This window comes from Pseudomonas sp. OG7 (assembly GCF_014192825.1).
Classification (GTDB): Bacteria; Pseudomonadota; Gammaproteobacteria; order Pseudomonadales; family Pseudomonadaceae; genus Aquipseudomonas; species Aquipseudomonas monteilii.
In genome coordinates, this window is the sequence record NZ_JACHYK010000010.1 from 296,557 (window position 1) to 310,550 (window position 13,994).

The window sequence follows — 13,994 nt, forward strand, 5'->3', positions numbered from 1 at the left end:
CAGTTTTTCTAAAGGGGCTGGATGAACGCACCCAGAATCCGGGTCAAAGCAGCCGGGCTCCAGGCCATCGGCCCTGTTCCACCAGATCCCGAGCGACCTCCTGCAGTACGATCCGTGTTGCCAACGCTGCCGGCGAGAGCTCGTCATCGGTCAGGCTGACAATTACATTGCGCCGCTGCGCCTGTGCTTCATCGATGGCAAACACGCGCAGGCCCGCCTGATGCGCCCGGGCCACCGTCGCGCCGGGCTGGATGGTGGCGGCATGGCCCGCACACACGCAATCCATCAACAGCGACAAACCATCGACTTCCATGACGATGCTGGCCTCCAGCCCTGCCCGCTCGAAAATCGAACGCAACGTCGTGCGCAGGCCATGTTGGGTGCTGGGCATCACCAAGGGGAGCGTCGAGATCTGTCGCAACGTCAGCGACTCACCCCACCCGACCTCGACCAACGGAGCGGGAACCAGCACGAACAGCCGCTCCGTCAGAAGCGCCCGGACATCCAGCCGCGGCCCCGTCTCCGTCTGGAACAGTACCGCCAGGTCAAGGTGCCTGGCATTAAGTTGGTTCATCAGATAGCCAGACAACATTTCCACCAGGTGCAGGCGGATGTCCGGATAGCGTTTGCGCATCCTGTCGATCAACGCCAAGCCAAGAATCGATGCGGTGGTCGGTGCCAGCCCTACGCTCGCATAGCCGCTCATGCGGCCACTTTGTGCCGCCAGGACAGCGTGCTCCGCCTGACGAAGCGCCAGGCGCGCATGGTATTCGAAGGCCAGGCCGGCCGCCGTCGGCGAGACGCCGGTACTCGAACGTGTCAAAAGCCGGGTACTCACCTCGCTCTCCAGCTTCGACAGTTGCTGGCTCAGGGCGGAGGCGCCGACCCCGAGCTCGACCGCCGCCCTGCCAAGACTGCCGTAATCCAGAACACTCAGGAAATAGCGAAGCTGACGTAACTCCATGCGAATCTCTTTCAACGATGGGGGTGGTCCTTGAGCATGTTAAACGTATTTGCACAACGTGTGCGGTCAAGCCTTGATCGACATGACCCTGATGCAAAATGCTCGTGCAGCTTGGCTTCCAAAGCAGGCGCATTGTTCGAGAAAACCATGGCGTGAACGTCGAACCAAAACGGCACCCCTGCGAAAAGCGCGAGGCGTGCTCTTACTCGCTCGAGTAGGTTAGATTTCTGACGAGAAACGGTCACGGGGAACCAGACTTACGCAGGATTCGTGCATAGTGGTTTTTTTTAAGATTGAATACGCCCACTTAATGCGGCGGTTCGCGATTAGCATATTTACCGTTAGAACCCAACTGTTCAGACGGAGCACAACCGTGACCACAATCGACCTTTCCTTTATCCGTAGCCAGTTCCCCGCATTCTCTGAGCCTTCCCTCGAAGGCCAAGCATTTTTCGACAACGCGGGGGGCTCTTATGCCTGCCGGGACGTCATCGAAAATCTGAATCGGTTTTATCGTCAGAACAAGATGCAGCCATATGGTGCACACCCGGCCTCTCGTCGTGGTGGTGAAGAGATGGATCACTCTCATGCAGAAATTGCTGCGTATCTGGGAGTAGAGGCTGAAGAGGTGCACCTTGGCCCATCCTCGTCCCAGAACATCTACGTCCTTGCGGAAGCCTTCGCAAACCGTCTTGATGCCGGTGACGAAATCATCGTTACCAACCAGGATCACGAGGCGAACAATGGCGTGTGGCGTCGCCTTGCAAAACGCGGCATTGCTATCAAAGAATGGCAGGTGAACCCTACCACCGGTTCCCTGGAGCGAAGCGGTCTTGAGGCTTTGCTTTCGCCACGAACCAAAGTGGTCGCTTTCGCGCACTGTTCGAATATTTTAGGTGAGATCAACCCGGTACGCGAAATCTGCGAAATCGTCCATTCCGCCGGTGCAGTTGCTGTTGTGGATGGTGTTTCTTACGCTGGGCATGGGTTCCCGGATGTACGCGAACTAGGGGCCGATATTTACCTGTTCTCCCTCTACAAAACCTTCGGCCCTCACCTTGGCGCCATGGTCATCCGTCGACCAGTGATGGACTTTTTGGGCAACCAGGCACACTACTTTAACGCGGCGCATCTCGCCAAATGGTTTGTGCCTGCCGGCCCTGATCATGCGCAAGTCGCCGCAGCAAGCGGTGTGACTTCGTACTTCGACAACGTCCATGCTCATCACTTTCCAAACGCTAGCGTAAGTGATCGAGCAGCGAACGTACGAAATCTCTTCAAAGATGCAGAGGCCGCGCTCCTGCCGCAGCTGCTGGATTTCTGTGCGAATGATTCACGGGTACGCTTGCTCGGCCCTACTGACGCCAAAAACAAAGCCGCGACTTTGTCAATTCAAACGATGAAATCATCCCCTCGCGAGGTTTCTGAGCGACTGGCTAAAAAGGGCATCATCGCAGGTGCCAGTCATTTCTATGCAGTCCGCCTGCTTGAAGCGCTCGGCGTTAACCCAGAGGAAGGTGTTCTGCGTCTCTCGTTCGTCCACTACACAACTCCAGAGGAAATTCATCAACTGATTCAAGCTCTGGATCAGTCGCTCTAAGCCTATCTGAACTAGGGCATTGCCACGTACAATGCCCTTAGTTCACAGTCAGACCAAACTTCCTACCAAGTCATCCAGGCATATGAACGATTGAGTGCTACTGATATCAGGGTGTGAGCTCAGCTCATCAACCAAGATTTTTGTAAAATCTGCCATGCGTGGCGCGACCACGCGAATCATAAAGTCAACATCACCCGTTATGCCAGTCGCCAATCTGACCCATGGTCTGTTCTGAAGGAGCAAGGCCACTCGCTCTCGTGCTCCAGGCTTGTTTCTGTGTAAAGTCACGATGATCCAGGCACTTACATCGTTACCCAGCTTACCTTCATCTATTACCGCTGTGTATCCCTTGATCACCCCAACTTCTTCAAGCCTTTTCACTCGGCGCAAGCACTGTGACGGCGACAGTCCGACTTGAGTTGACATCTGCTGATGGCTGATCCGACCATCTTTCCGAAGCACCGAGATAATTCGCGTATCCATTCTATCAAGCCGAATATCAGTCATTATCCACCCTCTCTATGCAGGATTCCTGCGCATCATAACGCTCGGCACTTACGAATTGCAAACCTCATGCACGCAAGCAGAGATAGACTTAATTTCGTTAACGCGCTTGAGGCAAAGTTCCTCTCCAACCCAGCAACCGGAACTTCAATCGATCTTTGGGAAGCCTTCACAGCGAGGAGCGGCAGCCTTTCCATACTTAGCCCCAGCATTAACTAGCACCTGAAAGTATTTTTTGTAGTCAGGACTGACCAGACTTTGCATGCAAGTCTGTCTGTAGGATGCAGATAAAGAAATACCAATAACAAATACTACTAAGCCTGTGCGCTTTAGGTGAATTTATGGCGATGACACAAAAAAATGAGCAGAGTCAAGCCGACTCAGCCAAAAAGAATAAATCCGACTGGCTAGATTCTCATGAGTCCGGATACTCTAAGAATCTGAAGCGACGACATATCCAGATGATCGCTCTAGGAGGAGCAATCGGGACTGGCCTCTTCCTCGGCGCTGGCAGTAGGCTACAATCAGCCGGGCCGTCGCTAGGTATAGTGTATCTTGTGTGTGGCATCTTTGCGTTTTTCATCCTCCGAGCGTTGGGCGAACTTATCATGCACCGCCCGACCACAGGTAGTTTCGTTTCCTACACACGGGAGTTCATGGGCGAACGCGCGGCATTCGTCGCAGGCTGGATGTACTTCCTGATTTGGGCAACTACTGGCATTGTAGATATTACAGCTGTTGCCATCTACATGAAGTACTGGGGTGTTTTTGCTGACTTCCCTCAATGGGGGTTCGCCCTAATTGCCCTCACCGTTGTAACCGTCATGAACCTGATCGGCGTCAAGTGGTTCGGTGAAATGGAGTTCTGGTTCGCCATTATCAAGGTCGGTGCAATCGTAGCATTCCTTATTGTAGGTACCGTGGTTCTCGGCACCGGTCACCCTATTGGTGGACATGCACCAGGTCTTAGCCTGATAAGCGACAATGGAGGTATCTTCCCTCATGGAATTCTGCCTGCCGTCCTGATCATTCAAGGCGTACTGTTCGCTTATTCAAGTATTGAGCTTGTGGGGACTGCAGCTGGCGAGACCGAAAATCCTAAGGATATTCTGCCGAAGGCAATCAATGGCGTGATTTGGCGGATCGTTTTGTTCTACATCGGCTCCGTTGTGCTTTTGATCTCGGTACTTCCGTGGACAGCTTACAGCGCCAATGAGAGCCCGTTTGTTACTTTCTTCTCTGCCTTGGGTATCCCTGGCATGGGGTCAGTGATGAACATTGTCGTACTCACTGCAGCACTTTCAAGTCTCAACGCGGGCCTGTATTCCACAGGGCGGATTCTTCGCTCGCTGTCAATGGGCGGCTCAGCACCCAAATCGCTTTCCGCAATGAATGCTCAGGGTGTACCGTATAAAGGTATCTTGATTACCGTAGTCATCAACGCGTTTGGTGTTCTCTTGAACTACCTGATCCCCGCTCAGATCTTCGAACTGCTGCTTAACATGGCCGCTCTTGGGATCATTACCACTTGGGCATTCATCGTGCTGTCTCAAATCTATTACCGCCGCGCCGTTAGACGCGGTGAGGTTCAGATGGTCAGTTTTAGAATGCCTGGTGCACCATTCACTTCATGGATGACCCTCGGCTTTCTTGCTTTTGTATTGATTCTGATGGCATTCGACTACCCGAGCGGTACCTACACGTTGTCCACTATTCCGCTGATCGTTGTCGCCTTGATGATCGGCTGGTCTAGAACATCACACGCAAAAAAGGCAAAAGGCTTTAGCGCAGAAAAGGCCCCCGCTCAGTAATAAAATGCCTGGTCGGTACTCCCCGATCAGGCATGCCCACCTCCCATGACCGGACAATTGGCGAACGAGAGAGCGTTTCTAGCCATATCCATCCTCCTGAGTGAAGGTGCCGTCCCTCTCAGGATGAGCAACGGGGGCATGTATGGGCACTGCCATCCGAATGAAAGAACGCATGATAATCTGAGTGACGAGTTGGGTTCACGGATCACGTCACCATAAGTAATCAAACACTTGGTGCCGTGACCGCTTCGATCACATTGAATATCAGCATACCCAGCAACATCGCTGCCACAAACAGCCACGCCGGCCAGTAGCCACCCGATAAAAGCACCAACGCCGGGCCCGGACACACCCCGGCCAGGCCCCAACCAACACCGAACAACAGGCTTCCGCCAACTAGACGACGGTCAATGTCACGCCGGGCGGGTAAATGCATCGTCTCACCTAGCAGCGTCACCGAGTGTCGACGTGCCCAGGCCATTGGCAAGAACGCCGCTCCGATGGCTCCGACCATGACCAACGCCAGCGAGGGGTCCCATTGCCCGGCTAGGTCGAGGAAGCCAATCACCTTGGCAGGGTTTGCCATTCCGGACAGCAATAAACCTATCCCGAACAGCACCCCTGCGATGAAGCCACTGATCCGAGTCATGTTACGTTCCTGTAAAAAGATGCCGAGCGCCGAACACAGTGACAAAACCGGTCGCCATGAAACACAGCGTCGCCACTGCCGAACGAGGAGACAGCCGCGACAGGCCGCACACCCCATGACCGCTGGTGCAGCCGCCACCGTAGCGAGTACCCAGGCCGACCAGCAGCCCTGCGGCCATCAGCACCCAAGGTGCGCTGGTGAACTGCACAGTAGGAAGCGACGCGAACGCCTGCCACAACAACGGTGCAGCGAAGATTCCCAGCAAGAACGCCGCTTTGTCACCACGCCCCTCCCCTGCACGCTGCAACATCGAAGCGAGCAACCCACTAATACCGGCTACCCGTCCGTTGCCCATGGCGAACAGACCTGCTGCCAGACCAATCAGCGCCCCCCCTCCGAGTGCCGACCATGGTGTGAAAGCATTCACATCAATAAACATTGCGGTGCTCCAACTCTTGATGTCCTGATGACAGCAAACTTTATCTTAGCGCTGGGCCAGCGCGTTTGAAATCCAGCACGGAGGCAGCTCATCGTGTCTTTGGACACTGTCGATGACTTCATCGAAAAATACTACGACCACATGGAGTCGGAGGAAAACATCTTCTTTCCAGCGCCAGAACAATAGCTTTCAAACAGTCAATGGCTGGAAATAAAACAACAATGGCACTAACTGGATGGCGATCGACCAGAACTGAACTGTGAATCAAGGCACCGTCGCCCGGGCTTCTTCAGGCGCTAGTTCGAACTGTTCGAGGCAACGCTGCTCGTCGTCCGCCATCAAGGCGGCGAGGCAATAGCACCCAAGGACCTCCCGAAGGTGCCGTGCTCGACAAAGTGAATATTGGTAGTCAAGCAGATGCTTTCTCAGGAAAGCCTGGGGGCGTTCTTGAACGGACTTCTCAGAATCTCACTGGGTGCACCTCACTTCAGCGCCGCAATGAAGCTGTCTTGCAGCACTTCCAGAAGGAAGTCCGCATTGGCCCGGCTGAAAATCATGGAAGGACGCATTTTCAGCACGTTGTCATGCGGGCCTTCGGTACCGATCAACACACCGCGTTCTCTGGCGCCATCGGCAACTTTCCTGGCCAAGGCCGTGGCCGGAGCCTTCGACGTGCGGTCCGTGACCAACACGATGCCGAGGAACAGGCCCAACCCGCGTACATCACCAATCACATCGAATCGCTGCTGAAGTTTGCGCAAACCCTCAAGCAGGTAATTGCCGATGCTCAAGGCATTCTCTTTCAGCTGGTCGCGCTCGATTGCATCGAGCACCGCCAGGCCCACCGCACACGACACGGGGTTGCCGGCGAACGTATTGAAGTACTCCATGCCGTTGTTGAAAGCATCGGCAACCTCGCGCGTGGTCACCACCGCCGACATCGGGTGGCCGTTACCAATCGGTTTGCCCATAGTGACAGCATCCGGCACTACGCCTTGGGTCTCGAACGCCCACCAGTGGCTACCGACGCGGCCAAACCCGACCTGCACCTCATCGGCCAGGCACAGCCCACCTTCGGCGCGAACCATGGCGTATACCTCCTTGAGGTAATGCTCGGGCAGGAACACCTGCCCCGCCACGCTGGGGATCGACTCGGCAAGGAAGAACCCCGGGCCCTTGCCGGCTTTGCGCATGGCGTCCAGCTGCTCTGCCACCGACTCGGCAAACCGCTTGCCGTGCTCTTCCAATGGCCAGTGCTCGGGCGCGTAGTAGCTGTCTGGAACCACCGCCTCGTATACGTGCGCCGCCCTGCCCTTGCCGGCTTTGCGCTTGTACTTGTAAGGGCTTAGGTCGATGAGTTCTTGCGTGGTGCCATGGTAAGCCCAGTCCAGCACGATCGCCTGGTCGCTACCGGTGTAGTTGCGCGCCATGCGCAGCATGAGGCTGTTGGCTTCACTGCCCGAGCAGCCGAATGACGCCACACAAAGGCCCTCTGGCAACGTGCCGGTCAGCCGCTCGGCGTACTCGACGATGTTGTCGTGCAGGTAACGGGTGTTGGTGTTAAGTCGTGCAGCCTGGCGGGTCAAGGCGTCGACCACGTCGGGATGGCTATGGCCCAAGTGGCACACGTTGTTGAAGCAATCCAGGTAGGCCCGCCCGAAGTTGTCGATCAGCCATACGCCATCGCCGCGCACGAACTTGATCGGGTCGGTGTACGAAATTGACAAGTTCGGTAGCAGCAGCTCTTTACGCTTGGCAATGATCTGGGCCTTGGTCATTCCCTGCTGGTTGTAGGTTTCTGGCGGGATGCCGGCCAAGGTCGACGCATCAGGGAACAGGTCAGCCCACACTTCGCGGTACTCGGGCTCTCCAACGCCAATGATCTCACTCGCGCTCAGCTGGGTATCGGTGGTCATCTGCAGGTGCAGGTGGGGAATCCAGCCGCCGTTTTCAGTATCGGTGCCCATGTAGCCCACCAGGTCGCCGGCTTCGAGCTTGTCACCGGCCTTCAAGCGGCTGAGCGCCTCGTGGGCCAGGTGCCCCCACAGGGTCAGGAATGGCGGGCAACCTGACGGGCTGTGCTCGATCATCACCAGCCCACCATAGCCCAGCGGGTCTGGTTCAACCTCAACGCTTTTGACGGTGCCAGCGACCGGCGCGTACAACGGCGTACCGGCGGGCATCACCAGATCGACCCCCACATGCAAGGTGCGGCGCTGCCCCTTGATGAAGCGCGACTCGAATGCGCTGTCCGTATAAATGGTACGTAACTCACCCCATGGCCCGATGGCCAGAGGCACGTTGTGCGCGGCAGAGAACGCATTCCACCAGCGCGTCGCATCGGCAGGCCGCTGCTCGGCTGAGGCGATGGTCATCTCGTGGCTGGCGTCGCCAAATGGCGCGATCACCTTGTTTAGGACGGCGGCTGACGGGCGCACCAGGTCGGCAAATGATGTGTGGTTATCGGCGATCCAGCGGCGCACTGCACCCGCCCCCTCGATGGCATCGAAACCGCATGCTTTGCGCAGGATGCCGGTGGCCAGCCGTGGATTCATCGAATCAAGCTGTTCCAGCAGGCGCCAGGCTGGCGCTTCACTGATCGCCAGGTAAGGGTTGTCTTCTGTCTGATCTTGCCGGGAAGCGGAGAAAGTTACGCTGATAACCAGGCGCATGGCAATCAGGTTGAACAGCACGTCAAGCTCTTGCGCTTGCAATGGGTACTTTTCATGGAATCCGGCCACCAGCGCTGCGGCAGCGCCGATCGGGTCGTCCATGTCGAGAATGGCGTAAGCACAGGCGATCGCGACCTCGGCAATCAGCACGGTATGCACGGCATCGCCAAAGTCGATGAAGCCGGTCACATGGCGGGTGGTTTCGGCATCGACCAGGATGTTCCAGTCGTTGGCGTCATTGTGGATCACCTGCGCCCTGAGTGATGCCAGCCGGGGCTGTACAGTGTGTTCGAACCGGGTGATAAAACGCTCGACAATGGCCCGACGCTCGGGGCTTTTGATGTGGTGCAAGCGCGAACGGGAGCGTGCGGCATGGCGCAAGTCCCAGTCCAGGTCACGTACGGCACCAAGGTGCATGAACCCCTGCAGGGCGCGGTCAAGTTCACCGAGTGCCCGGCCAAAGTTGCTCATCAGCGCGACAGAGCGCTTGGCCTCGGCAAGCGGCGTGCCGGCCAACCAACTGACCAGGCGCATGGCATGCTGTTCACCTGTGGCGCTGGCCACGGATGGCAGATAGTCACCCGCCACACTGGCGCGAAGGTTAGGCACACCCAGGTGCGCGCCATGCACGGCCAGATGATCGAGCAGCGCGGTTTGAAACTCGCTTTCTACCCGGGGTTCGCTGGAATTGACGATTTTCAGTATCCAGCCCGCATCGACGCCCGTATCCAACCGGTAATTGCGGTCCCGCTCCCCGTCCAGGGGGGTTGCTGTAGCGGTGACATTGAAAAAATCTTTTGCGAGGCCCTCTGCATCGCTTGCCGAAAACCGAGGTGCCGGGTGGGAAAGGTCTGTCATATCATCACGTTCCGAGCGAGCAAATTGTTTTTCAATAGCTTGTCACGCACTGCCGAAACCGACACCCTGCATACGGTCGGGATCGACAGGCATTATGCCGGTACCGACCGGCATAATGACGGCGAGCTTATCAGGTGGTGCAATGCGTGAACTGGACGCAAAAGATCGTGAGATTCTTGAAGTACTTTCGAAGGACGCGCGCATTGCGCTGAAGGCATTAGCCGGCCGCATAGGCCTTTCCAGAAGCGCCACTACCGAGCGTGTGGCCAACCTTGAACGCAGCGGGATCATTCGAGGATACCGTGCGGATATCGGCGAAATAGACGCCAATGTCATACGCGCGATACTGCTGGTGACCTTGCAGCGCACACCTGCCATGGGGCTGCTCGACCAGTTGGCAACGGACGCACGCGTGCGGCGGGTTTCCTCGGTGAGTGGGCAGCTTGACCTGGTGGTTGAGGTGGAAACCCGGACAATCGACGACCTCAATCAGGTGCGCGACAACGTGGCACGTCACGAATCGGTGGATGACATTACCACGTCGGTTGTCCTGCGCCGTGATATCGACCGCCAGGGCGCCTGATCATCCACGCATGGTTGCCCAGGCCGGCCTTTGCGCCGGCAAGCCAGCTTGCACAGCGGCGCACGAGCGCTCAACGCGATAGCAGTACGCGGTCAATCTCGCCAACCACCTGCCGCGTCGCGTCTTCGATGGCCCCTTCATTACGGCACAACACCCAGCCGTGCTTTACGAGCGCCCGCTCGAAAGCCTCGGTGCAGGCAACCTGTTCATCCAGGTTGTATATCACCGTACTGCCCAGGCCACGCGTGCGTGCCGTAGCCCTTGCCCACGAGGTTTCAGGGGCAGTGACAACCCCGACATGCAAATCTGGCACTTGCACGCTTAGGTCGAGGTTCAATCGCAAGATCTGGTCAAACGGCACCGTGCGGCGAAACGCGGCGTCAGAGGGGTACCAGCGATCAATCAGGACGATGCTGTCGGCTGGCTGCCTGGGCAGTACGTGCCGGGAAATCCAGGCGCGGCTTTCAGCGAAGCGCTCGCACACCCTTAATTCCAGATCTCGGCAAGGGTTTCTGGCGAGCTTGTTGACCAGCGCCATGGTTTCGCCCCGGTAGGGATCGCTCTTTTTTTCGCAAAGGCGGATCACCTTTTTCCCGTCCACTCTCAGGGCTTGGGTGACGGCCTCCAGCAGCGTGGTCTTGCCGGTGCCTTTAGGCCCATCGATGGAAACAAACAGCGGGCGAATCATCGTTCAATACCAGTTGGCTCAGGTGCGGATGAGACCATTGATCGCCGTTTGCCTTCAAGGCATATCGACAAGAGCACATCTGTACTCCACAGGTAAAAGGCGGCACATGCGGCCTTCTCGTCCTTTCCTCCTGCGCGGCTATTCGTCGAAGGCGATGGCGCAACGGCTGGGCATCTCGCCAGAAACCATCAAGGTGCACCGGCGCCACCTGTACGCGAAATTGAATAGCTCGTCTCACCCTGAACTGTTTTCGATGTTCATCCGTGAGCTGAGGTTCGCTGATGATCGAGGGGAACACCCGTCATGAGCCAGCACGGCCCTTTTCGCCTCGCTATGCCAAAGGCGGGCATGCCTGCTAGGCTGACGTTGGCGGCCCTGCTGGCAGCCTCCTCATCCTCCACAGGCACGGCCCATGACATTCAACCCCCAAGTAAACCTGACCAACTGCGACCGCGAGCCTATTCAGATACCTGGCAGCATCCAGCCCCATGGCTGCCTGCTGGCGTGCGATGCCTCGGCCACCGTCGTTTTGCGTCATTCGGCCAATGCCCCACAAATGCTGGGCGTAGCAAGCGACATCAACGGCCAGAAGCTGCATGCGGTGCTCGGGGATGAGGTGGCGCATACCCTGCGCAACGCGCTGGCCCGCACGCGGGAGGCCTCGCGGCCGGCGCACAGCTTCGGTGTGAAGCTGCCCAGCGGCGAGGCTGTCGACGTTGCCGCCCACGTGTTCAAAGGCACGGCTATCCTCGAGTTCGAGCCCGCTGGCGCGAGCATTGCCGAGCCAATCGAGCTGGCCCGCACGCTGATCGCCCAACTGCGCGACATCGACCAGACCAGCAAGCTGTTCCGCGATGCTGCCCGCTTTGTCCGGGCCGTGCTCGGTTACGACCGGGTGATGATCTACCAATTGGGTGCCGACGGCGCCGGCAAGGTGGTTGCAGAGGCCAGGCGCAGCGACCTTGAAAGCTTCATGGGCCAGTATTTCCCGGCCTCCGACATCCCCAAGCAGGCCCGCGCACTTTACCTGCGCAACCCGATCCGGGTGATCTCGGATGCCCAGTTCAAGACAGTCGCCATCGACCCGGTGCTCGACCCCTCGGGCGAGCCGCTCGACCTTTCCTATGCGCACTTGCGCAGCGTCTCGCCGATCCACTGCGAATACCTGTGCAACATGGGCGTGGGGGCCTCCATGTCGATTTCGGTCATCGTCAATGGAGAGCTGTGGGGGATGATCGCCTGCCATCACTATGCACCACGCACGCTGGCCATGGGGCAACGTGTGGCGGCGGAAATGTTCGGCGAATTCTTCTCGCTGCATATCGAGACCCTGCGCAGCCGGCAAAAGCTTGAAGCCGCCGTGCACGTTCACAAAGCGCTGGACAGTATGCTGCTTGACGCCAACCGGGCTGCAGACATCGATGGGTTCTTCCGTGCGCGCCTGCCCCGGCTTATGTCGCTGATCCCCTGCGACGGCATCGGCATGTCGCTGCAAGGCCGCTGGTCATCCGCCGGGCTGACGCCGCCCACATCGGCGGTGCCCGACCTGCTGCGCCTGGCAGACATTGTCAGCGCTGGCCGTACCTGGGCGTCCAACCGCCTGTCGATGGTGCTGCCTGCGGCCCAGGCGTACTTTACCGATGTGTCTGGCGTACTGATCATACCGATGTCGCAGCAGCCTAGGGATTACCTGATTTTCTTCCGCAAGGAAGTGGTCGAGACACTCGACTGGGCCGGGGACCCGAACAAGAACTATGACAGCGGCGCACTGGGCGACCGCCTGACACCACGCAAAAGCTTTGCGATCTGGAAAGAAACCGTTCACCAGCAGTCACTGCCCTGGACCGAGCAGGACCGCCAGTTTGGCGACGCCATCCGTACCGCTATCGTCGAGGTGGTGCTGTATAACAGCGAGTTGCTGGCCAGCGAGCGTTCGAAGGCAGAAGTGCGCCAGCGCATCCTCAATGAAGAGCTCAACCACAGGGTCAAGAACATCCTGTCGTTGATTGGCGCGCTGGTTGCCCACCCGACCTCGGAGAGCCAGACACTGCAGGACTACGTGGCGACATTGAAGGGGCGCATCCATGCGCTGTCCCTCGCTCACGACCAGGTGGTACGCGGTGACGGTGGCGGGCGACTGGCCAAGCTGCTGGAGGCAGAGCTTTCACCCTACCGCACCGCCGCCGGATTGATTGAACTGCAAGGCCCGAACGTTATCCTGGATGCCCGCGCCTACTCGGTCATGGCCTTGGTGCTGCACGAACTGGCAACCAATGCTGCCAAATACGGCGCGTTGTCGCGGGCGAGCGGCAAACTTGCCGTAAGCTGGGCCATCGACGCCACCCACAGCTGCAGCATTACCTGGCGCGAAAGCGGCGGGCCAACGGTTCGCCCGCCCAGCCGCAATGGCTTTGGCTCGGTGCTGATAGAACGCAGTATCCCATTCGACCTGGGTGGCACCAGCACAGTGGAATATCACGCCGAAGGCGTGCAAGGGTTGTTCAGAATCCCTGCAAAACACCTGTCCGTGGCCGAAGCGGCCGACCCTGTGAATACATCCGCGCCGGTTACCCGTGCAGCCGATGCCTTTGCCGCCCGGTCAGGCTTGTGCGTGCTGATCCTTGAAGACCAGTTGGTGATCGCGGTTGGCCTTGAGCAGATTCTCAACGATGCACAGATCAAGAACGTGATGACCGCCGGTTCCGAGGATGAGGCCATGCGCTTGATTAGCAGCCGCACACCGGACGCCGCGATACTGGATGTGAACCTGGGAACAGGGACGTCGATTTCCGTCGCCGATGAACTGCAGCGCCGGCAAATTCCGTTTCTGTTCGCTACCGGCTATGGCGACGGCATCAGCATTCCCTCGCATCTGAAAGACGTGCCCGTAACCCGCAAGCCATATGACGCCAACAGCATCCTGACCAGTCTGCAGGCCCTGGTTGATCGCTGAGAGAAGGGATTCCTGAACGAAAGGAGGGAGCGCAAGCCGCTCCAGGGAACGGCGCCAGCCTTGAGGTGGCGCCGTTCCTGTCAAGCGTTACACCGCCAGCGCGCGCTCACGCAGCTCGCTGTTGAGGATGCGGTCGTTTTCGCTGTAATCGACCGGGCAGTCGATCACATGCACGCCCGGGGTCTTGATGCAGTGCTCCAGCAGCGGCAGCAGGCCTTCGGCGCTTTCCACGCGGTGGCCGTTGGCACCGTAGGCTTCGGCGTATTTGACGAA

At 58.1% G+C, this 13,994-nt stretch carries 11 protein-coding genes and 2 pseudogenes; 6 read left to right on the plus strand and 7 right to left on the minus strand.

Annotated features, from left to right (window positions below; genetic code table 11):
- Nucleotides 1–43: 43 nt before the first annotated feature.
- Entirely contained in the window at nucleotides 44–964 is a 921-nt protein-coding gene (locus FHW75_RS23870; RefSeq protein WP_019096380.1) for a LysR substrate-binding domain-containing protein, read from the minus strand.
- A 373-nt stretch (nucleotides 965–1,337) separates the two neighbouring features.
- Here FHW75_RS23870 and FHW75_RS23875 point away from each other — a divergent pair, with 373 nt between their 5' ends.
- Nucleotides 1,338–2,564 (plus strand): aminotransferase class V-fold PLP-dependent enzyme, encoded by a 1,227-nt coding sequence (locus FHW75_RS23875; RefSeq protein ID WP_025754974.1) that lies wholly within the window; start codon nucleotides 1,338–1,340, stop codon nucleotides 2,562–2,564.
- A 48-nt stretch (nucleotides 2,565–2,612) separates the two neighbouring features.
- Here FHW75_RS23875 and FHW75_RS23880 read toward each other — a convergent pair whose 3' ends face one another.
- On the minus strand, nucleotides 2,613–3,071 hold the full coding sequence (locus FHW75_RS23880; protein ID WP_027609896.1) for an Lrp/AsnC family transcriptional regulator: 459 nt from the start codon (nucleotides 3,069–3,071) through the stop codon (nucleotides 2,613–2,615).
- A 338-nt stretch (nucleotides 3,072–3,409) separates the two neighbouring features.
- Here FHW75_RS23880 and FHW75_RS23885 point away from each other — a divergent pair, with 338 nt between their 5' ends.
- The gene (locus FHW75_RS23885) at nucleotides 3,410–4,879 is read left to right on the plus strand and encodes an amino acid permease (protein ID WP_019096377.1); all 1,470 of its coding nucleotides are present in this window, start codon (nucleotides 3,410–3,412) and stop codon (nucleotides 4,877–4,879) included.
- Between the two features lie 223 nt (nucleotides 4,880–5,102).
- On the opposite strand, the gene FHW75_RS23890 is transcribed toward FHW75_RS23885, so the two are convergent.
- On the minus strand, nucleotides 5,103–5,528 hold the full coding sequence (locus tag FHW75_RS23890; protein ID WP_016714078.1) for a DUF6691 family protein: 426 nt from the start codon (nucleotides 5,526–5,528) through the stop codon (nucleotides 5,103–5,105).
- A gap of 1 nt (nucleotide 5,529) precedes the next feature.
- Complete coding sequence (locus FHW75_RS23895) at nucleotides 5,530–5,967, minus strand: YeeE/YedE family protein (RefSeq protein ID WP_019096376.1); 438 nt, start codon at nucleotides 5,965–5,967, stop codon at nucleotides 5,530–5,532.
- A 93-nt stretch (nucleotides 5,968–6,060) separates the two neighbouring features.
- Here FHW75_RS23895 and FHW75_RS26930 point away from each other — a divergent pair.
- Nucleotides 6,061–6,153, plus strand: a pseudogene (locus FHW75_RS26930) (hemerythrin domain-containing protein); the annotation flags it as partial.
- Nucleotides 6,154–6,449: 296 nt separating this feature from the next.
- Here FHW75_RS26930 and FHW75_RS23900 read toward each other — a convergent pair.
- Complete coding sequence (locus tag FHW75_RS23900; protein ID WP_183674787.1) at nucleotides 6,450–9,497, minus strand: aminotransferase class III-fold pyridoxal phosphate-dependent enzyme; 3,048 nt, start codon at nucleotides 9,495–9,497, stop codon at nucleotides 6,450–6,452.
- 142 nt (nucleotides 9,498–9,639) lie between these two features.
- Between FHW75_RS23900 and FHW75_RS23905 the strand changes: the two genes are divergently transcribed.
- Nucleotides 9,640–10,080 carry an Lrp/AsnC family transcriptional regulator gene (locus tag FHW75_RS23905; protein WP_016714074.1) on the plus strand — a complete coding sequence of 147 codons (441 nt, stop codon included), beginning with the start codon at nucleotides 9,640–9,642 and terminating at the stop codon, nucleotides 10,078–10,080.
- Nucleotides 10,081–10,150: 70 nt separating this feature from the next.
- On the opposite strand, the gene FHW75_RS23910 is transcribed toward FHW75_RS23905, so the two are convergent.
- The gene (locus FHW75_RS23910; RefSeq protein WP_183674790.1) at nucleotides 10,151–10,768 is read right to left on the minus strand and encodes a dTMP kinase; all 618 of its coding nucleotides are present in this window, start codon (nucleotides 10,766–10,768) and stop codon (nucleotides 10,151–10,153) included.
- A gap of 127 nt (nucleotides 10,769–10,895) precedes the next feature.
- Between FHW75_RS23910 and FHW75_RS23915 the strand changes: the two are divergent.
- Together FHW75_RS23915 and FHW75_RS23920 are read left to right on the plus strand one after the other, a co-directional pair.
- A pseudogene (locus tag FHW75_RS23915) lies at nucleotides 10,896–11,075 on the plus strand (LuxR C-terminal-related transcriptional regulator); the annotation flags it as partial.
- Between the two features lie 105 nt (nucleotides 11,076–11,180).
- On the plus strand, nucleotides 11,181–13,721 hold the full coding sequence (locus FHW75_RS23920; protein ID WP_025754969.1) for an HWE histidine kinase domain-containing protein: 2,541 nt from the start codon (nucleotides 11,181–11,183) through the stop codon (nucleotides 13,719–13,721).
- A gap of 87 nt (nucleotides 13,722–13,808) precedes the next feature.
- Here FHW75_RS23920 and FHW75_RS23925 read toward each other — a convergent pair.
- The coding region (locus tag FHW75_RS23925) for a thiamine pyrophosphate-dependent enzyme (protein WP_409347975.1) at nucleotides 13,809–13,994 on the minus strand (186 nt) is incomplete at its 5' end.

Bases quoted from the DNA above. Each gene is read 5' to 3' on its own strand.
- FHW75_RS23910 (WP_183674790.1), bottom strand. From the start codon at position 10,768: ATGATTCGCCCGCTGTTTGTTTCCATCGATGGGCCTAAAGGCACCGGC.
- FHW75_RS23885 (WP_019096377.1), top strand. From the start codon at position 3,410: ATGGCGATGACACAAAAAAATGAGCAGAGTCAAGCCGACTCAGCCAAA.
- FHW75_RS23870 (WP_019096380.1), bottom strand. From the start codon at position 964: ATGGAGTTACGTCAGCTTCGCTATTTCCTGAGTGTTCTGGATTACGGC.
- FHW75_RS23895 (WP_019096376.1), bottom strand. From the start codon at position 5,967: ATGTTTATTGATGTGAATGCTTTCACACCATGGTCGGCACTCGGAGGG.
- FHW75_RS23920 (WP_025754969.1), top strand. From the start codon at position 11,181: ATGACATTCAACCCCCAAGTAAACCTGACCAACTGCGACCGCGAGCCT.
- FHW75_RS23880 (WP_027609896.1), bottom strand. From the start codon at position 3,071: ATGACTGATATTCGGCTTGATAGAATGGATACGCGAATTATCTCGGTG.
- FHW75_RS23905 (WP_016714074.1), top strand. From the start codon at position 9,640: ATGCGTGAACTGGACGCAAAAGATCGTGAGATTCTTGAAGTACTTTCG.
- FHW75_RS23890 (WP_016714078.1), bottom strand. From the start codon at position 5,528: ATGACTCGGATCAGTGGCTTCATCGCAGGGGTGCTGTTCGGGATAGGT.
- FHW75_RS23900 (WP_183674787.1), bottom strand. From the start codon at position 9,497: ATGACAGACCTTTCCCACCCGGCACCTCGGTTTTCGGCAAGCGATGCA.